Below are 19,180 nucleotides of genomic sequence, written 5' to 3'. Positions count from 1 at the left end.
GAAACCGGGCACAGGTGGAGCGTCGCTCTTGTATCGGTTACATCCCTGGACTGGCGTCCGGGGATCAGGCGTCGGCGCGAGCCTCGGCCGGGGCCTCGACGGTCTCGACCTCGTCGGCGGCGTCCTCGTCAGCGATGACTTCGCCTTCGATGCCTTCGCCGTCGATGCCTTCGCCGTCGAACTCGGACTCCGCGGCGTTCTGCGACTTGCCCGGGTTGGCCTTCGCTTCTGCCTTGCGAGCCGCCTGGGCCTCACGGGCCTCGGCCATCGCCTCGGTCTTCTTCTTGTGCGGACCGAGAACCATGATCATGTTTCGGCCGTCCTGCTTCGGGTTCGACTCGATGAACCCGAGATCCTCGACGTCCGTGGCGAGCCGCTGCAGCAGTCGGTAGCCCAGCTCGGGCCGGGACTGCTCGCGACCACGGAACATGATCGTGATCTTGACCTTGTCGCCCTGCTTCAGGAACCGGACGACGTGACCCTTTTTGGTGTCGTAGTCGTGCGGGTCGATCTTCGGCCGGAGCTTCATTTCCTTGATGACCGTGTGCGCCTGGTTCTTGCGCGCCTCACGGGCCTTCATGGCCGACTCGTACTTGAACTTCCCGTAGTCCATGAGCTTGCAGACCGGCGGGCGAGCGTTCGCCGCCACCTCGACCAGGTCGAGGTCGTACTCCTGCGCAAGCTCAAGGGCCTTGGCAAGCGGAACAATCCCGACCTGCTCGCCGCTCGGACCGACAAGTCGCACCTCGGGAACGCGAATCCGGTCGTTGATACGGGGCTCGGTGCTGATGGATCCTCCTCGGTTAGCACCACACGGCCATCTGGCGGACGGCCGCGTTTGTCTTTGGTAGACAGACCTAACCGCGCCGGAACATGAAAAATGCCCCGGACGATCACAAGACGGGGCTCCAAAACACTGCCGGAGCACCGCCGCGATGATCGCGGGGCGCGCTTTCGGGCGACTCCATCGTCCGTACGGAACGATGGCAACCGCCTGACCGGGGTGACCCGCCGTCCGTGAGGACAGTCAGGTGGGAGATCGGAGCCTCCACTTGTTGGCCGGGCACAACAGCGCCTGGCCGGTCATCACACAAGGTTAGCAGCTCCCCGGGGGTGGTGCGAACCGCCGTACACCGGGCCCTATCGTGTGGGGCATGAGTGACACGCCTTCCGAGTCCGCCAATGCCGACTCCCCCGACTTCGACGCCATGGCCCGCGACATCGCGGAGGTCCCGGCGGTCGAGGTGATCGTGACGGTCGCCGTCAACCTGATGAGCGCCGCCGCCGTGAAGCTCGGTCTGACCGACGAGGGCGACAAGTACAAGGACCTGGACGAGGCCCGCAAGCTGGTCACCGCCCTGGCCGGTCTCCTCGACGCGAGCGCGACCGAGATCAGCTCGTTCCACGCGGCCCCGCTGCGCGACGGCCTGAAGTCCCTCCAGCTGGCGTTCCGCGAGGCGTCCCTCGTCCGCGACGAGCCGGGCCAGGGCCCGGGCGAGAAGTACACGGGCCCGATCTACGGCTAGTCCGTCCCCTGTTTGATCACCGTACGTACAAGGGCTCGCCCGGTGGCGTCGCCCCGGCCGGCAGCAGTGCCAGGTCGAGGCCGCGCACCAGGCGGGCCCTCAGCGTCTCGTCGTCGGCCAGGCGCCGCGCCACCGCACGCGCGGACTCGGCGGCGGGCGCGGACGGGTCGAGCACGAGGGCGAGGGTGCCGTCGGCCTGCCCCGGCCCGAGATGGGCGCGGAGCACGGCGGGCTCGGCGGCGACCGCGGTGCGTACCGCCTCGACGACCGCCGGGTCGGTGAGCGGATCGGCGGTCGTCCGCCCCTCCGCCACCGCGAGCAGCGCGGCCCCGCTCAGTTCGTACGGCACAGGACCGGCCAGGTCCAGCACGATCGTGTCCGCCTTCTCGTGCACGGCGGCCTGCAGAGCCTGGTGCAGCGGTACGGCCACGGGCCGGGCCGCCGGGTCCCAGCGGGCCAGCGACTCGGTGGACGTGAAGGCGGGCAGGGCGGTGCGGCCGCCGGCCTTCAGGGTGGGTACGGCCATGTCGCTGGTCTTCTCGCGGCGCAGCCCGTTTTCGTCCTCCTCGACCTCACCGAGCACGGCCACCACGGGCACGAGCAGCCGGGCCCCCTTGAGGGCCTCCAGGACGGGGCCCACGGCGGTGCGGTCCTCGGCCCAGGCGGCGAGCGCCGCGCTCAGCCGGGGGTCGGCCGAGCCGTCGTCGTCGGAGTAGCCGGAGTCGGGAATGTTCTTGTTCGCCACGGTGACCGACCCTATCGGGGGGAAGTTGCTGCACTTGTGCGGGCCCTGAAACGCGACAGTCACAGAACTCACACCTTTCTCAGACAGCGTTGACAGACATCTAACTTCCGTCTCACGGTCCGCACAGTCGGCGCCCCCACGATCGCGGGCATGGAGTCCTCCAGAGCCGCCCGCCGAGATCACCGCGCGCGTTCCTCCCGACGCCGTCCCCTCCTCTACACCGCCCTCGCCTCCGTGGCCGTCGTGGGCGGCACGGCGGCGGGAACCGTCTATGTGAAGGCCCAGGCGCACTCCGGCCCCGTATCCTCGTCGGCGGCGCCGTCGGCCTCGGCGTCGGCGTCGGGCAGTGGGGAGGCGACGGTGGAACCTGTGACACAGCCGACGGTCGACTACGACGAGCTGCTGTCCGAGGCGATGAAGTCGGTGACCCCGGCCGGCGACCAGAAGGTGTCCGTCGCCGTGCTCGACGTGGACTCCGGCGAGAGCGCGACGTACGGCGGCACGGCCTTCGACACGGCGAGCATCGTCAAGGTCGACATCCTGGCGACGCTGCTTCTCCAGGCGCAGGACGCGGGCCGGCAGCTGACGACGACCGAGAAGTCGTACGCCACCACGATGATCGAGAACAGCGACAACAACTCGGCGTCGGCGCTGTGGCGGATCATCGGCAAGGCTGGTGGGCTCGACGCGGCGAACAAGAAGTTCGGGCTGACGGGCACCGCGGGCGGCGACGACATGCTGTGGGGGCTGACCCAGACCACGGCCGCCGATCAACTCACCCTGCTCCAGCAGGTCTTCGGGGACGACTCGAAGCTGAGCTCGGCCTCGCAGTCGTACATCCAGGGGCTGATGGGTCAGATAGAGGCGGACCAGCAGTGGGGGGTGTCGGCCGCGGCCGACGGCGCGAAGTGGAAGCTGAAGAACGGCTGGCTGGCGCGGAGCACGACCGGGCTGTGGGACGTCAACAGCATCGGGAAGGTGACCGGCACCGACGGCAACGAGTACCTGGTCGCCGTGCTGTCCAAGGGGAGCACGACGCAGGCCAAGGGGATCTCGTTGATCGAGGCGGCGGCGAAAGCGGGGGTCGCGGCGTTCGCTGACGCGAGCGGCTCGTCCACGTCGGCTTCCGCGTCCGCCACCGACTGACCTCTCCGGGGTCTAGAAGGCCTCGTGCCGCTTGCGTCGGCCGCGCCACAGGACGACCGCCGCGACGAGCAGGACTCCGCCGACGCTGCCCGCGAGGGGGCCCGCCCAGTCGGACGTGTCGCTGTCGGTCTTGGCCGCGTCCGGGCCGGTGCCGAAGTACTTCTTGCCGTAGGCGGCGGAGCTCAGGCCGGTCGGCTTGAGGCGGGCGGCGGCCTTGATGGCGGCGGCGGGGTCGATGAAGCCGTAGCCGCGGGAGTCGTCGCGACCGCTCGCCGGGGGGTTGCGGGCGGTGTCCTCGAGGAGCTTCTTGATCTGGGCCGGGGTCAGTCCCGGGTGGGCCGCCTTGATGAGCGCCACCGCGCCCGACACGAAGGCGGACGCGGCGCTGGTCCCCCACCCCTCGTAGTACTTGTGGTCGGGGTCGGCGATGACGACGTTGACGCCGGGGGCGCTGACCGTGGCGTACCAGCGGCGGGTGGAGAAGGAGGCCCGGGTGCCGAAGCGGTCGACGGCGGTCGCGGCGATCACGCCCGGGTAGGCGGCCGGGTAGGAGACGTGGTCGCCCTTCTCGCCGCCGTTGCCGGCCGAGGCGACGACGGCGACGCCCTTCTTCAGGGCGTACTGCACGGCCTCGTCCTCGGCGGGCTCGGGGTGTGCGGAGGCGGAGTCGTCGCCGAGGGAGAGGTTGATGACGTCGGCGCCGTGGTCGGCGGCCCAACGGATGCCGTCCGCAAGGGCGTTGCCGCGGGTGGTGCGGGCCTTGCCGCGGGCGGAGTCGCCGTCCTCGAGGATCACGCGGACGGGGAGGATCTTGGCCTCCGGGGCGATGCCGATGACGCCGTCGTCGTCACCGGGGCCGTGTCCGTGCCCGGCGATGATGCCGGCCATGGCGGTGCCGTGACGGGCCCACGCCCGGTCGCCCGGCTTGGCCCCGAAGCCGACCATGTCCTTGCCGGTGAGGACGTTGCCGACGAGGTCGGGGTGGTCGGCCTCTACGCCGGTGTCCAGGACGGCGACGGTGATGCCCTTGCCCTTGGTGGTCTGCCAGGCCTCCTGGGTGTGCATGGCGTCCAGGGCCCATTCCTGAGCGCGTATGCCGTCGGCGTGCGCGACGGTGGAGGGCACCAGGACGAGGGAGGCGGCGAGGGCGACGCTCAGCAGACCGGCCCGACGGGTCATGGCGCTCATGAGGACTCCTCCGAAGTCTTCGAGGGCTTCGACGAGGTGTCCGAGGTCCCCGAGGGGGAGTCGACGGTCTTGCGCAGGCTGCGCTCGACGCGGTCGGCGAGGCCCTGCGCCTCGTTGCCGAGACCCGCCTGGGCGGGGGCCGTGGTGCCACCGGAGGTGACGGCTTCGTCGGCGGGCTCCGGTACGTCGACCTTGCGGCCGTCCGCCCAGCCGGAGACGGCGTAGACGACGACGGGGGCGTCGGTGAGGACGGAGACGGTCCACGAGGCACGCTGTTTGTCGCCGAAGGCGGCGGCGAGGGTTCCCTTGGCCGCGTACGGGCGGGGCATGAGGTCGGTCCGGTTGCCGAGGTTCTCGTTCTTGAACCGGGTGGACAGGGCGGTCATCGCGGTGATGTCGGCCTTGGTGAAGAGGATGCCGACGGTGGTGACGTAGCTCTGGGTGGCGTCGGTGTAGGTGGCGCGCAGGAGCCGCTGGCAGCCGACGGGGGCGAGGACGTCGCGCAGCAGCGGGTCGAAGGCGCCCGTGCAGCCGGTGTCCGGGGCCACGGCGATCCGGGTCCAGGTGCGGTCGGCGCCGCCGGGACCCGCGCCCTGTCCCGTCACGGTGGGCGGGAACAGCTGGTCGACGGGCACGCTGTGCCACAGCTGTCCGGCAGCGGCGAAGGTACTGGCCTTGCCGTCGACCCCGTCGTCCCCGGTGAGCCAACTCCCGGTCACCGCACCGCCGATGAGCCCGAGACCGAGCACGACACAGGCGGCGACGGCGGCGGTACGGGTGCGTATCCGCGCCCCCAACGGCCGCGCCCGCACCCGCTCGTCGTACCCCTCGGGCTCCCCGAACGACACAACTGGCCGCCCACCGCCGGGATTCACGGGCGCGCTCCACGAAAAGGCGGGATCGGGGGCCGAGTTGGCCCCGGGGTGCGTCGGGGTTCCGGGAGTGGAGGGGGACCAGGCACGGGTGTCGTCACCGATGTCGTCGACGACCGAGCCGAGGCCCGATACGGCGTGCTCGGCGGGTTCGGCCTCGGAGGCACGAGTCCCGGAGGGATAGGGCGCACCGGCACCGGACGGCGACCACACACCCCGACTGGGCGCACCGCCTGTCGGATCCCCGAACGATTCACCTCGCCAGGGGTCGGTCGGCCGAAGCCGAGTGGTGCTGGTGCTGGTGCTGTCCGAGGGGGGTTCGGGGTCGGAGGTGGACCGTTCGCGATCGGGCGCCGGGTGTGCGGGCTCGGTTGCGGGGCGGGGCGGGGTGGCGGCGGAGGTAGGAGGTGTTGCCGGGCGGGTGGGGGTCTGACGGGGGCGGTCGGGCGACTGGCTCGGGGGCTCGGTCGCGGGGCGGGGAGGCGTCGCCGAGCCAGGAGGCGTCGCCGGCCGGGGAGAGCTCTGACGCAGCCGGTCGGATGCCTGGCCCTGGGCCTCACCTGCGGGACGCGGCGGGGTGACGGAGCCGGCAGTCGTCCCCGGACGGGTGGGGACGTAACGCTGCCCATCGGACGACGACCGACGCGGGGCCTCACCCTCAGGGCGCCGCGAGTCGGATGCCCGGCGCGCGTCCTCGCCTGCGGGACGCGGCGGAGTGGCCGAGCCCGCAGTCGTCCCCGGACGGGTAGGAACGTAACGCTGCCCATCGGACGACGACCGACGCGGACCCTCACCCTCAGGGCGCGGAGGCACAGCCGGGCCCGCAGAGGTCGCCGGGCGAGGAGAGTCCTGGCGCATCCAGTCGGACGACTGGCTCGGGCCCTCGCCCTCGGGACGGGGCGGGACAGCGGAGCCGGCAGGTCTCGCCGGGTGGGCGGAGTCCTGACGCCGTTGGTCGGATGCCTCGCGCCGGGGCTCGGCCGCAGGGCGCCGCGGGTCACCGGAACGGGACGGGGTGTCCGCGCCGCCGGATGCGGTCGGGCGGAAGGGGGCGGCCGTCTCCGGCTTGGTCTCCCGCTGCGCTTCGCCCCCACCCTGTGCCGCCGTGGGGCGGTGGGGCGGCCGGGGTGGCACGGCACCCGGTGCTTCGGGGTTCGCGCGACGCGGGTCGCCACCGGGCGCGGGCGGTGTGTCCGGGAAGCGTGCCGAGGCCGGCGGAGGCGGTGGACTCACGGGGTCGGCGGCACGGGGTGAGAAGGGCCGCAGGCCGGGGAAGCGCGGCCGGTTGCCGGAGGGGACGGAGGCGGAACCGGAACCAAACCCGTTGCGGGCGTCGGAGCCGTCGTTCCGGGTCGCGGTACGAGGGTCGGAGCCGTTGCTCGAAGATTCGGTCCGAGCGTCAGGGGCGTTGCCCGAAAACGCCGTGCCCGCATCAGGGCCGTTGCCCGGCGGCACGGTACGCCCGTCGGGACCGTTGCCCCAGGACGTCACGGTACGGGCGTCGGTCCCCTTGGGCTGCGGTGCCGTGCGTCTCCCGTCCCCGCCGTCCCACCACGACTCACCGGGTCGGCCGTCGCCGCCCCACGATGCGGAACCGAAGCCGTCGCTCCCGCTCGCTGCCGAGCGCGGCGGCACGTCAGAACCCGTTGCGGACGGTGCGCGCCCGGTTCCCGGAACTCCGGCGGACCCCCAGGCGGCCCCCGAAACGGGGCGCCCGTCCACGGCACCACCGTTCGTCGGCGCACCCGAACTACCCGGCGTACCAGGCCTGTTCGGCGCAGCCGGCCGGCTCGCGGCACCCTGCGCACCCGGCCCGTCCGAAACCGGACCGGACCCCGAAGCAGACGCCGACGGGGACCCCGAACCGGGCCCCGATGCCGAACCCGAACTACCCGAACTGCCCGTCGAGCCGGAATGCGGTTGGTCCAAGTCCTCGCCTGTTACGTCGTCCGACGACGGCCCGGCCGCCGAGTTCGTCGGGTTCGTGGGGTGTGGCGGTACGGGGGCGCGCCGCGCTTCCGTGCTCATGCACCCCCCGTTTCCTCGTACCCGGGCCACCGTTTGTCCGTATGCGGGCCGGTGTTCTCCTGCCCCTGCTCGTATACGGACCGACGTCCGCCCCGCCCTCACCTGGCACGCACACAAATACAAAGTCGTCCCGGGCACGCATACCCGCAGCGGCGGACCGCCATCCCGGGCGCGGTCGAACGACCGGCGGCGTTTCCTCCGTGCGTGCGCGTCACTCTACGGGTTGCCCCCGCTCGAACGGGAACCAGTCCACGCCCCCGGGGCATCTGCCCGGAACGTCCCCCTACCCTGCGGTAATCCTGTCTGGCAGGCTGCGTTCATGACTGCGCGCGCCGCCGACCGGGCCCGTTACGACCGGGCCACCGCCCACCTCGACGCCCCCGTCGCGATCGTCGACCTGGATGCCTTCGATGCCAACGCGGACGACCTCGTCCGCCGGGCCGGCGGCAAGCCGGTCCGCGTCGCGAGCAAGTCCGTCCGCTGTCGAACCCTGCTCGAACGGGTGCTGGCCAGGGACGGCTTCGCGGGCCTGATGTCCTTCACCCTGGCCGAGTCCCTCTGGCTCGCCCGCTCCGGCTTCGACGACGTCCTCCTCGCCTACCCCTCCGCCGACCACGCCGCCTTCGGCGAACTGGCCAACGACCCCAAGCTCGCCTCCGCCGTCACCGTGATGATCGACGACCCGGCACAGCTCAAGCTCATCGACGACTCACGCGACGGCGGCACCGAAGTCGTGCGCGTCTGCCTGGAGTTGGACACCTCGCTGCGGATGCTCGGCGGCCGGGTCCGCGTCGGCGCGCTCCGCTCACCCCTCCGCTCCCCCGCCCAACTCGCCGACATCGCACGGACGGTGTCCCGCCGCCCCGGCTTCAAGGTCGTCGGGATCATGGCCTACGAGGGCCACATCGCCGGCGTCGGTGACTCCGTCGCGGGGCGGCCCTTCCGCTCCCGCGCCATCCGGCTGATGCAGGCCACCGCCAAGCGCGAACTCGCCGAGCGGCGCGCGGAAGTGGTGCGGGCGGTGCGGGCCGTGGTGCCCGACCTGGAGTTCGTCAACGGCGGCGGCACCGGCAGTGTCCAGTACACCGCCGCCGAGGACTCGGTGACCGAGATCGCGGCCGGTTCCGGTCTGTACGTGCCGCGCCTCTTCGACAACTACACGTCGTTCACCGGCCGTCCGGCCGCGCTCTTCGCCCAGCCCGTCGTACGGCGCCCGGGCGTCGGCGTCGTCACCGTCCTCGGCGGCGGCTACCCCGCCTCCGGCGCCGCAGGCCCCGACCGGCTCCCGGTGCCGTACCTGCCGGAGGGTCTGCGCTACGACCCCCAGGAGGGCCCCGGCGAGGTGCAGACGCCGCTGCTCGGCTCCCCCGCCGACGACCTGCTCATCGGCGACAAGGTGTGGTTCCGGCACGCCAAGGCGGGTGAACTGTGCGAGCGGTTCGACGTGTTGCACCTGATCGAGGGCGACACGGTGACGGCGACCGTCCCGACCTATCGCGGCGAGGGCCACACCTTCCTGTAGCCCCAGCAGCCGTCAACTGTCAGTAGACCGCGTCCTGTTGGTCGGGCACCGGCGAACCGTCCTCCCGCAGAAGGGGGTTGTGGGTGCCGTCCGGCGCCGTGTAGGCCGTCGTCGAGCACGGGTAGGGGTCGGGTCTGCGCGGCAGCGGGTCGATGAACATCGGCGTGACCAGCCAGTGCCCGTCCTCGTCGTCGTACGCCCGGCACATCAGCTCGGCCTTGTTCCGGTTGACGACGAGGTGGGCGCCGGTGGCGTCGCCGACGAACGTCACGTCGGTGTCGGCGTCGCCGCCCGCGATCACCGGACGGTGCCGCCAACTCGCCCGCCTCCAGGCTTCGTTGCCCTGGATTCCGTAGATCTCCTGGTTGATCCAGCAGCGTTTGCCGTCGATGTACGGGATCGCCTCGCCGCGGGTCGCCGGGATGTCGCCGCAGCCGGTGTTCCACGGGGTGATGCGGCCGTGCCGGTCGAGGAGCGAGCGGATCGCGATGGTGTGGGGTCCGTCGATGCCCACGCCCTGGGACCAGACCTCCGTGATCGGTTCGGCGCCGGCCGAGACGATGTAGACGTCGAATCCGGCCCGTTGGAGGGTGTGGATCAGGTCGCGCTGCTGGTCGTAGTAGCGGATGAAGGCCGGGACCCTGTGGGTGCCCAGGAGTTGGGTCGCGCCGATGGGGGCCATCAGGGCTTCGCGGCGGGCTGCCCGGGCGTAGGACGCCAGTTCGGCGGGGGTGCGGCCCGTGAAGAGCTGGGGTACCCACGCGTACTGCGGGACCGTACGGCGGTGGTTCCAGGTGCCGGCGAAGGCCGGGGCGCCGCTCGTCGTCGTGCCGGTCTCGCGGATCTCGGCGATCTCGTCCGTGCAGCGGGAGTTCGCGGCGGTCGGGAGGGGGATGCCCGCCGGTACGGACGTGCCGCAGGCCTTCGTCAGAGTCCTGTCGGCCGTCGGCGTCAGCCACTCGCTCGTGTCGGTCCAGTGGGCCGGTCGGAGGAGCTTGTCGTGTTTCAGGGCCCAGGCGAGGGTGGCGTCGGTGACGTCGTTCTTGGTGACCGTGTTGTCCCAGTCGAAGACGGCCACCGGGTGGTCGCCGCCCATCCGTGAGCAGATCACCCGCTGGAGGCGGGCACGGTCGTCGCCGTACCAACTGGCGGACAGACGCGGGCAGTTCGGGTGAGTCGTCGGCACGGGGGCGGTGGGCGCGGCCGCCAAGGCGGCGGCCGCGCCCAGGGTCCACGCGAGAAGGTGTCGCATACGCGTGGACCGTACCGGTTTGATGAGTTTTTACGGCTTATTTCCTACAGGGGTGTGACGTACGCGCCCGAGATGCCGCCGTCCACCAGGAAGTCGGCGGCGTTGACGAAGGACGAGTCGTCGCTGGCCAGGAACGCGACGGCCGCGGCGATCTCGGTCGCCTCGGCGAAGCGGCCGACCGGGATGTGGACCAGGCGGCGCGCGGCGCGCTCGGGGTCCTTGGCGAACAGCTCCTGGAGGAGCGGGGTGTTCACCGGGCCCGGGCAGAGGGCGTTGACGCGGATGCCCTCGCGGGCGAACTGCACGCCCAGTTCACGGGACATGGCCAGCACACCGCCCTTGGACGCGGTGTAGGAGATCTGGGACGTGGCCGCGCCCATCCTCGCCACGAAGGACGCCGTGTTGATGATGGAGCCCTTGCCCTGACGGCGCATGTACGGGATGGCGGCCTTGCAGCACAGGTACACGGAGGTGAGGTTGACGTCCTGGACGCGCTTCCAGGCCTCCAGGCCCGTGTCGAGGATGGAGTCGTCGTCGGGCGGCGAGATGCCCGCGTTGTTGAAGGCGATGTCGACGCTGCCGTAGGTGTCGAAGGCCGCCTTGAACAGCGCCTCGACCTGCTCGGGGTCGGTGACGTCGACCTTCACGAACAGCCCGCCGACCTCGTCGGCCGCCGCCTTGCCATGGGTCTCGTCGATGTCGCCGCAGACGACGTGCGCGCCCTCGGAGGCGAGCCGGCGCGCGGTGGCGAGACCGATGCCGCTGCCGGCTCCGGTGATGACGGCGGTACGGCCGACGAGACGCCGGCAAACAATCTCTGAGGTCACTGTGCGGGGCCCTCCGTGCTGATGAAGACGTTCTTGGTTTCGGTGAAGGCGGTGAGCGCGTCCGGGCCCAGTTCGCGGCCGATCCCCGACTGCTTGAAGCCGCCGAAAGGGGTCCAATAGCGGACGCTGGAATGGGAGTTGACGGACAGGTTGCCGGCCCGGACGGCCCCCGAGACGCGCAGGGCGCGGCCGACGTCACGGGTCCAGATGGAGCCGGAGAGGCCGTAGTCGGTGGCGTTGGCCAGGCGGATCGCGTCCGCCTCGTCCTCGAAGGGGAGCACTACGGCGACGGGGCCGAAGACCTCCTCGACGGCCACGCGTGCGTGCGGGTCGACGCCGGTCACCACCGTCGGCGGGAACCAGAAGCCGGGGCCTTCGGGAGCCTTGCCCCGGATGCCGTCGAGGTCGTCCGTGACGTACGAACGGACGCGCTCCAGCTGGACCTTGGAGATCAGCGGGCCCATGTCCGTCGTCTCGTCGGCGGGGTCGCCGACCGTCACCCCCTCGATCGCGGGGGTCAGGAGTTCCAGGAAGCGGTCGTAGGCGCTGCGCTGGACGAGGATGCGGGTGCGGGCGCAGCAGTCCTGGCCGGAGTTGTCGAGGAAGGACATGGGGGCCGCGGCTGCGGCGGCCTCGATGTCCGCGTCGGCGAAGACGATGTTGGGGCTCTTGCCGCCGAGTTCGAGGGTGACGCGCTTGAGGAGCGCCGACCCCTTCGCCAACACCTGTTTGCCTACGGCCGTTGACCCCGTGAACACGATCTTCGCGACGCCGGGGTGCTCGACGAGCGCGGTGCCCGCGACCGGGCCGTGCCCGGGCAGCACCTGGAAGAGGCCCTCGGGAAGACCTGCCTCCAGGGCGAGTTCGGCCAGCCGGAGCGCGGTCAGCGGGGTCGTCTCGGCCGGCTTGAGGATGACCGCGTTGCCCGCCGCGAGTGCCGGTGCGGTGCCCCAGGCGGCGATCGGCATGGGGAAGTTCCAGGGCGCGATCACGCCCACCACGCCCAGCGGTTCGAGGATCGTGATGTCGAGACCGCCCGCGACGGGGATCTGCCGGCCCGTCAGCCGCTCCACTCCCCCGGCCGCGTAGTCGAGCAGATCACGGACGTTCCCGGCCTCCCAGCGGGCGTTGCCGACCGTGTGCCCGGCCTCGCGCACCTCCAACTGGGCCAGTTCTTCGAGGTATTGATCGACCGTGGCCGCGAAGCGGCGCAGCAGGCGGGCCCGGTCGGCGGGCGGGAGCGCGGCCCACTTCGCCTGGGCCCGCGCGGCGCGTACGACGGCGGCGTCCACGTCGGCCGCGGTGGCGGCCGGGACGGTGGCGACGACCTCCTCGGTGGCGGGGTTGAGCACCTGGAGTTCAAGCTGGTTGGACAACGAAGGACCTCTCACAGACGTTCGAAGGAGCGACGCAGCTCCCAGTCGGTGACGGCGGCGTCGAAGGCTTCCAGTTCGACGCGCGCCATGTTGCGGTAGTGCGCGACGACCTCGTCGCCGAAGGCGGCCTTGGCGATCGGGCTGTTCTCCCACAGCTCGGCGGCCTCGCGGAGGTTGGTGGGAACGTGCGCGTAGTCGCCGCTGTAGGCGTTGCCCGCGCAGGCCTCCGGCAGCTCCAGCTTGTGCTCGATGCCGTAGAGCCCGGCCGCGACGAGCCCTGCCACCGCCAGATGCGGATTGACATCCCCACCGGGCAGCCGGTTCTCGAAGCGCATCGAGCGTCCGTGGCCGACGACCCGCAGCGCGCAGGTGCGGTTGTCGTACCCCCAGGCGACGGCGGTCGGCGCGAACGAACCGGGCTGGAACCGCTTGTACGAGTTGATGTTCGGGGCATAGAGCAGCGAGAAGTCGCGGAGCGCGGCGAGCTGCCCGGCGAGGAAGTACCGCATGACCTCGGACATGCCACCGGGGTCGTCGGCGGACCCCGCCATGGCGTTGCCGCCCTCGCCGTCGCCGAGCGAGAGGTGGATGTGACAGGAGTTGCCCTCGCGTTCGTTGTACTTCGCCATGAAGGTCAGCGAGACGCCTTCCTGCGAGGCGATCTCCTTGGCGCCGGTCTTGTAGACGGCGTGCTGATCGCAGGTGACGAGGGCGTCGTCGTAGCGGAAGGCGATCTCGTGCTGGCCGGGATTGCACTCGCCCTTGGCGGACTCGACGGTCAGGCCCGCAGCGGCCATTTCGTTGCGGATGCGGCGCAGCAGCGGCTCGATGCGCCCGGTGCCGAGCACCGAATAGTCGATGTTGTACTGGTTGGCCGGCGTGAGCCCTCTGTAGTTGGCGTCCCAGGCCTGTTCGTACGTGTCCTTGAACACGATGAACTCCAGCTCCGTACCGACCTGCGCGGTGAAACCGTGCTCGGCAAGGCGCTCCAGCTGGCGGCGCAGGATCTGGCGGGGTGCGGCGACCACCGGCGATCCGTCGTTCCAGGCGAGGTCGGCGATCAGCATGGCGGTGCCGGCGTTCCAGGGCACACGGCGGAGGGTGGACAGGTCCGGGTGCATGGCGAAGTCGCCGTAACCGCGCTCCCAGGAGGACATGGCGTAGCCGTCGACCGTGTTCATCTCGGTGTCGACGGCGAGAAGGTAGTTGCAGCCCTCGGTGCCGTGCCGGAGCACGTCGTCCAGGAAGAAGGGGGCGGCGAACCGCTTGCCCTGGAGCCGCCCTTGCATGTCGGGGAAGGCCAGGACGACAGTGTCGATCTCACCACTGGCAACGAGGCGTTGGAGTTCCTCGACGCTCAGTGGGGGTGTGCGGTCTGCCACGGGAAAGCCTCCTTCGGCTTCTACGGTCAGCCGGAAGCCATAAGGTATTGCGGAGAACCATTGCTTGGGAAGGGGGTGCCGCCATATGTCGCTGGATGCGGAGAACGGGCTTGAGGACCGGTTGACCCCGGTACTGCGGCCGGTGCGGGCGGGCAACGGCTTCGAAGAGGCGCTGGAACAGATTCTGCAGGTCGTGCGGCTGGGTCTGGTGCCGGGGGGGGAACGGTTGCCGGCCGAGCGGGAGCTGGCCGAGCGGCTCGGGATCAGTCGGGTCACGCTGCGCGAGGTTCTGAAGGTACTGCAGGACCAGGGTCTGGTGGAGTCGCGGCGCGGACGCTACGGCGGGACGTTCGTCCTGCCGAAGTCGGACGCCGGCGGCGAGGACGAGCTGCGGCGCCGGATCAGCGTCGTCGACATCGAGGACGTGCTGCGCTTCCGCGAGGTGCTGGAGGTCGGCGCGACCGGCCTGTGCGCGACGCACGGCCTGACCGCCGAACAGGCGGGCCGCCTGCGCGACGCCCTCGCCCGCACGCACGACGCCCCGCTCGCCGACTACCGCCGCCTGGACACGCTCCTCCACCTCACCCTGGCCGAGCTGTGCGGTTCACCGACCCTGACCGCGCAGTACGCGGCGGTACGGGCCACGGTGAACGACCTCCTCGACTGCATCCCCCTCCTCGTCCGCAACCTGGAGCACTCGCAGCGGCAGCACATCGCGCTGGTGGAGGCGGTGCTGGACGGGGACGCGGACGGGGCGCGGGAGATGATGCGGGAGCACTGCGCGGGGACGGCGGCGCTGCTGCGGGGGTTCCTGACGTAGCCCTGCGGGGCGGGGGCGGGGGCGGGGCGCAGGTGGACCTTGCCCTTCGGGGTCACCCTCGGCGAAAGTAGCCCCTGCAAAGGTACGGATGCAATCCATTGCTCCGGGCCCTTCGGTTGCTTCAGGTGGGAGGACGCATGGCGGGCAGGCCGCTGATCGGCATCAGTACATACCTGGAGGCCGAAGCGCATTGGGGCACATGGCAGTTGGAGGCGGCGCTGCTGCCCGCCGGCTACCCACGGCTCGTCCAGCGCGCGGGCGGCCTCGCCGCGATGCTGCCGCCGGACTCCCCCGAGCACGCCGCGGCCACCGTCGCCCGCCTCGACGGCCTGGTGATCGCCGGCGGCCCCGACGTCGAACCGGTCCGCTACGGCGCGGAGCGCGACCCCCGCACCGGCCCGCCCGCTCTCGCCCGCGACGCCTGGGAACTCGCCCTGATCGAGGCCGCGTTGACAGCCGGCGTGCCGCTCCTGGGCATCTGCCGGGGAATGCAGCTCCTGAACGTCGCCCTCGGCGGCACCCTCGCCCAGCACATCGACGGTCACGCGGAGACCCCGGGCGTCTTCGGCCACCACAAGGTCAAGCCGGTACCGGGAACGTTGTACGCGTCCGCTGTACCCGAGGAGACCTCGGTACCCACCTTCCACCACCAGGCCGCGGACCGCCTGGGCACAGGCCTCACGATATCGGCCTGGGCCGAGGACGGCACCCCAGAGGCGATCGAACTCCCCTCCGCAGACTGGGTGTTGGGGGTGCAGTGGCATCCGGAGATGGGCGAGGATCTGCGGGTGATGCGGGCGTTGGTGGAGGCGGCGACGGCGGCTGGGGCGCGCATCTCTTGACCCACCGAGTCGGGTGGTGGGTGGGCATAGGTCGGGGGGCTGGGGGCGGAGCCCCCAGGGCGGGGCGCTAACCCCGGGTCAGGGACAGCAACTCCCTTGCCGGTCCCGTAGGTCGATGCCCCGTAGGCCATACCGCCCTCAAGTCCCGGGCCAGGGACACCCCTTCCACCGGGATGCGGACCAGCCTCCGCATCGACAGTTCCTCGCCCACCGCCAGTTCGCTCAGGACAGCCGGCCCCGCTCCGCTCACCGCCGACGCCTTGACCGCCGTAGTGGAGGACAACTCGATGAGGGGGCGGGCCAGGCCGCCCAGGGCTGCGTCCAGTACTTGCCTCGTGCCTGAGCCCTTCTCACGGAGGATCAGCGGTGTGGACGCCAACTCCTCTGCCGGGACCGGGCGTCGGCGGCGGGCCCAGGGGTGGGTCGGGGCCGTGACGACGATCAGGTGGTCGTGGGCGATCACCGTCGAGTCGAGGCCGGGCGGGACCGACAGGCCCTCCACGAAGCCCAGGTCCGCCTCGTCGGACAGCAGCTGTTCCGCGACCGTCGTCGAGTTGCCGGCCAGCAACGAGACGGCTGTGTCGGGGCGTTGGGAGCGGAGGGCCAGCAGCCAACCCGGGAGCAGGTACTCGGCGATGGTCATCGACGCTGCGACGCGGAGCCGGGAGTCGCGGCGATGCCGTAGCGCCTGGGCACCGGCGTCGAAGGCCGCGGCCGCCTCGACGACCCGGCGGGCCCAGTCGGTGACCAGGGCCCCGGAGTCCGTGAGGCGTGAGCCGCGTGGGGAGCGGTCGACCAGAGCGACGCCGAGTTGCCGTTCCATGGAGCGGATACGGCTGCTGGCGGCCGGCTGGGTGATGCCCAGTTCGCGGGCCGCGGCGCCGAGGCTGCCGAGCCGTGCCACCGCCAGGAGCAGCTCCAGCGCGCCCAGGTCCGGCACCCGGTGCGCTATGGACCCCTCCCGCTGCTCACCCGTCTCACCGTTGCTCATAAATCCAGTTTATGTCCCCATAGACAGATACTCCCTGGTCGCGTGTCTCAGCCCGCGAGACGGTGAAGGCATGGTCACCGCCGTTCGTCACCTCGGACCCAACTGGTACGCCTCCGTCATGGGCACCGCCATCGTCGCCACGGCCGGTGCCGGGCTCCCTGGCCACCTCCCGGGGCTGCGCACGGCCTGCACCGCCGTCTGGGCCCTCTCCCTCGCGATGCTCCTGGCCCTGCTCGCCGCCCGCACCCTGCACTGGACCCACCACCGCGACCAGGCCCGCGCCCACCTCCACGATCCCGCGATGGCCCCGTTCTACGGTTGCCTCGCGATGGCCCTGCTGGCGGTGGGCGGCGGTGCCCTGGTCGTCGGGCAGGACTGGATCGGGATGCGGGCGGCGGTCGTACTCGATGCCGTGCTGTTCGCGGCCGGTACGGCCGTCGGGCTCACGGCCGCCGTCGCCGTCCCGTACCTGATGGCCGTACGGCATCACGTGCACCCCGCGCAGGCGACCCCCGTGTGGCTGCTGCCCGTCGTCGCCCCCATGGTGTCCGCCGCCCTCGGACCGCTCTTGGTGCCCCACCTGCCGCCCGGACAGCCCCGGGAGACCCTGCTCCTCGCGTGCTTCGCGATGTTCGGACTGAGCCTGCTGGCAACCCTGTTGATGCTGCCGCTGGTCTTCGCCCGGCTCGTCGCCGGCGGACCGCTGCCCCTCGCGCTCACCCCGACGCTCTTCCTCGTACTGGGTCCGCTGGGTCAATCCATCACCGCCGTAGGCAAGTTCGCGGACTTCGCCCCGGGAGTCGTACCGGCCCCCGACGCCCAGGGCTTCAGCCTCCTCGCCGTTCTCTACGGCGTCCCCGTCATGGGCTTCGCCCTGCTCTGGTTCGGCCTCGCCACCGCGCACGTCGTCCGCGCCCGCCGCCGGGGCATGGGCTTTTCGATGACCTGGTGGGCGTTCACCTTCCCGGTCGGCACCTGCGTCACCGGCGCCGAGACCCTGTCCCGGCACACCGGCCTCGCCGTCTACGACGGGCTCGCGATCCTCCTCTACGGCGTGCTGGTCGCCGCCTGGGCCACCGCCACCTGGCACACGGCACGCGGGCTGGTCAGCGGTGAGCTGCTCGCAGGGCCGCGCCCAGCACCCGTGGCGCCTCGGCCAGTGACGGCCCGTACCAGGTGAGGTGCCTGCCGCTGACCAGCGCGCAGGGCAGGCCCGGGAAGGCCTCCGGGCCGTCGTCCGCCGTGAAGCGGTACGGCTCGTCCGGGAGGACCACCAGGTCGGGGGCGCTCGCCCGCAACTCCTCGACCGTGGCGCGCGGATAGCGCTCGGCGTGCGCCGCGTACGCGTTCTCCACGCCCAGCCGGGACAGCACATCGCCCGCGAAGGTGTCCCGGCCCAGCACCATCCAGGGGCGGCGCCAGACGGGGACGACGGCGGTCAATCGGCTTTCGGGGGCCGGGAGTTCAGCCCATGCCCGCTCGGCCACGTCCAGCCAGCGCGGTCGTAGCGACGCTCCGCACGCGTCGAGCACCCGGGCCAGTTCGCGGAACGCCTGCGGGACGTCACGCACTTCGGTGACCAGGACCCCAACACCCGCCTCCCGCAAGGCCGCCAGGTCCGGCGCGCGGTTCTCCTCCTCGTTGGCGATCACGAGGTCGGGGGCGAGGGCGAGGATCGGGTCGAGCTTCGGGTTCTTCGTGCCGCCGACGCGGGTGACGTCGAGGTCGGGCGGATGGCTGCACCAGTCGGTCGCACCGACCAGAACTCCCGGCGCCGACACGGCGATCGCCTCGGTCAGGGACGGTACGAGGGAGACGACGCGCATCAGCGCGGGCGGTCCTGGACCGCCTCGATGTGCTCGGCCACCGCGACCACGACCACCCGGGTGTCCGGCACGGTCGCGCGCCAGCGGTGCCGGACGCCTCCGGTGAGGTACATCGTGTCGCCGCGCACGAGGCGGTACGCACGGCCCTCCGCCTCGATCTCGACGGCGCCGTCCGCGACGTACATCAACTCGTCGTTGCGGTGCTGGAATTCGCGCCCGGCGTCGTGGTCGCCGGTGAACTCCGAGGCATGCAGCTGGTGGTGACCCCGCACAAGGGAACGCATCCGGGGTGCGGCCGACTCGGGTTCCTCGGCGCGGACGACGTCGACGCTGCACGCGGGGTCGGCGGCGGCGAGGAGTTCGACGGCCGTGGTGCGCAGGGCGTCGGCCACCTTCTCCAGGGAGCTTCGGCTGGGGCGGGCGCGGTCGTTCTCGACCTGGCTCAGGAAGGGCACCGACAGGCCGCTGCGTTCGGCCACGACGGCGAGGGTCAGCGAGAGCGCACGGCGTCGCCGCCGTACGGCCGCACCCACCCGAAGGGGCTGTTCTTTGTGGTCGCCCATCGCTCCGGCTCCCTCCTTCGCTCGTCGGTCCTGGTTGCTTCTGTCGCTACATCTGAAACTGCCTCTGATGAGTTCTCTGCACCCTACGCATGTTCGGCAAACCGTTTCATGCGCCTGTCACATCCACGTCACACAGCGTGCGATCGGACCTCACAGTTCTGGCCAGTGCGGGAGGGCCCACCGCCCCTCGATCCGCGCGAGAGTTCGTCCCTCCTCTTCAATGCGTACGCGGCCGCCTGTGTTCCCGCTCACATCGCAGGCCCGATTACGGGGT

16 protein-coding genes and 1 pseudogene are annotated in these 19,180 nt (G+C 71.4%); 6 read left to right on the top strand and 11 right to left on the bottom strand.

Annotated elements, in window-relative coordinates; genetic code table 11:
- Window positions 1-64: 64 nt before the first annotated feature.
- Window positions 65-815 (bottom strand): annotated as a pseudogene (gene infC / locus OO70_RS37630) (translation initiation factor IF-3).
- A gap of 339 nt (window positions 816-1,154) precedes the next feature.
- Here infC and OO70_RS37625 point away from each other — a divergent pair.
- Window positions 1,155-1,526: a DUF1844 domain-containing protein gene (locus OO70_RS37625; RefSeq protein WP_043681794.1), complete on the top strand. Its 372-nt coding sequence runs from the start codon at window positions 1,155-1,157 to the stop codon at window positions 1,524-1,526.
- A 16-nt stretch (window positions 1,527-1,542) separates the two neighbouring features.
- Here OO70_RS37625 and OO70_RS37620 read toward each other — a convergent pair whose 3' ends face one another.
- Window positions 1,543-2,271 (bottom strand): SseB family protein, encoded by a 729-nt coding sequence (locus OO70_RS37620; protein WP_043682029.1) that lies wholly within the window; start codon window positions 2,269-2,271, stop codon window positions 1,543-1,545.
- A gap of 150 nt (window positions 2,272-2,421) precedes the next feature.
- Between OO70_RS37620 and OO70_RS37615 the strand changes: the two genes are divergently transcribed.
- Window positions 2,422-3,417 (top strand): serine hydrolase, encoded by a 996-nt coding sequence (locus OO70_RS37615; protein ID WP_043681791.1) that lies wholly within the window; start codon window positions 2,422-2,424, stop codon window positions 3,415-3,417.
- A gap of 12 nt (window positions 3,418-3,429) precedes the next feature.
- Here OO70_RS37615 and mycP read toward each other — a convergent pair whose 3' ends face one another.
- Both mycP and OO70_RS37605 read right to left on the bottom strand, forming a co-directional pair.
- Window positions 3,430-4,605, bottom strand: coding sequence for a type VII secretion-associated serine protease mycosin (mycP, locus tag OO70_RS37610; RefSeq protein ID WP_043681788.1), 1,176 nt, complete (start codon window positions 4,603-4,605; stop codon window positions 3,430-3,432).
- Window positions 4,602-5,690, bottom strand: coding sequence for a hypothetical protein (locus OO70_RS37605; RefSeq protein WP_234337028.1), 1,089 nt, complete (start codon window positions 5,688-5,690; stop codon window positions 4,602-4,604). Before OO70_RS37605 ends, mycP begins: the two co-directional genes overlap by 4 nt.
- Window positions 5,691-7,824: 2,134 nt before the next feature.
- Here OO70_RS37605 and OO70_RS37600 point away from each other — a divergent pair.
- On the top strand, window positions 7,825-9,027 hold the full coding sequence (locus OO70_RS37600) for an amino acid deaminase/aldolase (protein ID WP_043681783.1): 1,203 nt from the start codon (window positions 7,825-7,827) through the stop codon (window positions 9,025-9,027).
- Window positions 9,028-9,046: 19 nt separating this feature from the next.
- On the opposite strand, the gene OO70_RS37595 is transcribed toward OO70_RS37600, so the two are convergent.
- Genes OO70_RS37595 through OO70_RS37580 form a run of 4 tightly spaced genes read right to left on the bottom strand, consistent with a single transcriptional unit; the run spans window position 9,047 to window position 13,864 of the window.
- Window positions 9,047-10,279, bottom strand: a complete 1,233-nt coding sequence (locus OO70_RS37595; protein ID WP_043681780.1) for an HAD family hydrolase — start codon at window positions 10,277-10,279, stop codon at window positions 9,047-9,049.
- Between the two features lie 44 nt (window positions 10,280-10,323).
- A complete protein-coding gene (locus OO70_RS37590; RefSeq protein WP_043681777.1) occupies window positions 10,324-11,106 on the bottom strand; it encodes a 3-oxoacyl-ACP reductase in 783 nt (260 codons plus the stop codon).
- Window positions 11,103-12,482 (bottom strand): aldehyde dehydrogenase family protein, encoded by a 1,380-nt coding sequence (locus OO70_RS37585; RefSeq protein ID WP_043681774.1) that lies wholly within the window; start codon window positions 12,480-12,482, stop codon window positions 11,103-11,105. The genes OO70_RS37590 and OO70_RS37585 overlap by 4 nt, the downstream gene beginning before the upstream one ends.
- Window positions 12,483-12,493: 11 nt before the next feature.
- Window positions 12,494-13,864 carry a glutamine synthetase family protein gene (locus tag OO70_RS37580; RefSeq protein ID WP_043681771.1) on the bottom strand — a complete coding sequence of 457 codons (1,371 nt, stop codon included), beginning with the start codon at window positions 13,862-13,864 and terminating at the stop codon, window positions 12,494-12,496.
- A gap of 85 nt (window positions 13,865-13,949) precedes the next feature.
- On the opposite strand from OO70_RS37580, the gene OO70_RS37575 reads away from it, so the two are divergent.
- Together OO70_RS37575 and OO70_RS37570 are read left to right on the top strand one after the other, a co-directional pair.
- Complete coding sequence (locus OO70_RS37575; protein WP_043681768.1) at window positions 13,950-14,684, top strand: FadR/GntR family transcriptional regulator; 735 nt, start codon at window positions 13,950-13,952, stop codon at window positions 14,682-14,684.
- 137 nt (window positions 14,685-14,821) lie between these two features.
- The gene (locus OO70_RS37570) at window positions 14,822-15,526 is read left to right on the top strand and encodes a gamma-glutamyl-gamma-aminobutyrate hydrolase family protein (RefSeq protein ID WP_043681766.1); all 705 of its coding nucleotides are present in this window, start codon (window positions 14,822-14,824) and stop codon (window positions 15,524-15,526) included.
- 67 nt (window positions 15,527-15,593) lie between these two features.
- Here OO70_RS37570 and OO70_RS37565 read toward each other — a convergent pair whose 3' ends face one another.
- Window positions 15,594-16,517, bottom strand: coding sequence for a LysR family transcriptional regulator (locus OO70_RS37565; protein WP_051742004.1), 924 nt, complete (start codon window positions 16,515-16,517; stop codon window positions 15,594-15,596).
- A 70-nt stretch (window positions 16,518-16,587) separates the two neighbouring features.
- Here OO70_RS37565 and OO70_RS37560 point away from each other — a divergent pair, with 70 nt between their 5' ends.
- Window positions 16,588-17,697 carry a TDT family transporter gene (locus tag OO70_RS37560; RefSeq protein ID WP_043681764.1) on the top strand — a complete coding sequence of 370 codons (1,110 nt, stop codon included), beginning with the start codon at window positions 16,588-16,590 and terminating at the stop codon, window positions 17,695-17,697.
- Here OO70_RS37560 and OO70_RS37555 read toward each other — a convergent pair.
- Together OO70_RS37555 and OO70_RS37550 are read right to left on the bottom strand one after the other, a co-directional pair.
- Window positions 17,624-18,343: a helical backbone metal receptor gene (locus tag OO70_RS37555; protein ID WP_043681761.1), complete on the bottom strand. Its 720-nt coding sequence runs from the start codon at window positions 18,341-18,343 to the stop codon at window positions 17,624-17,626. The genes OO70_RS37560 and OO70_RS37555 overlap by 74 nt on opposite strands.
- A complete protein-coding gene (locus OO70_RS37550; protein ID WP_043681759.1) occupies window positions 18,343-18,906 on the bottom strand; it encodes a helix-turn-helix domain-containing protein in 564 nt (187 codons plus the stop codon). The genes OO70_RS37555 and OO70_RS37550 overlap by 1 nt, the downstream gene beginning before the upstream one ends.
- Window positions 18,907-19,180 lie beyond the last annotated feature (274 nt).

Origin of the sequence: Streptomyces xylophagus (assembly GCF_000716435.1) — a bacterium.
Classification (GTDB): domain Bacteria; phylum Actinomycetota; class Actinomycetes; order Streptomycetales; family Streptomycetaceae; genus Streptomyces; species Streptomyces xylophagus.
The sequence above is the reverse complement of the archived record's forward strand: the minus strand, read 5'-3'. Positions and strand labels throughout refer to the sequence as shown.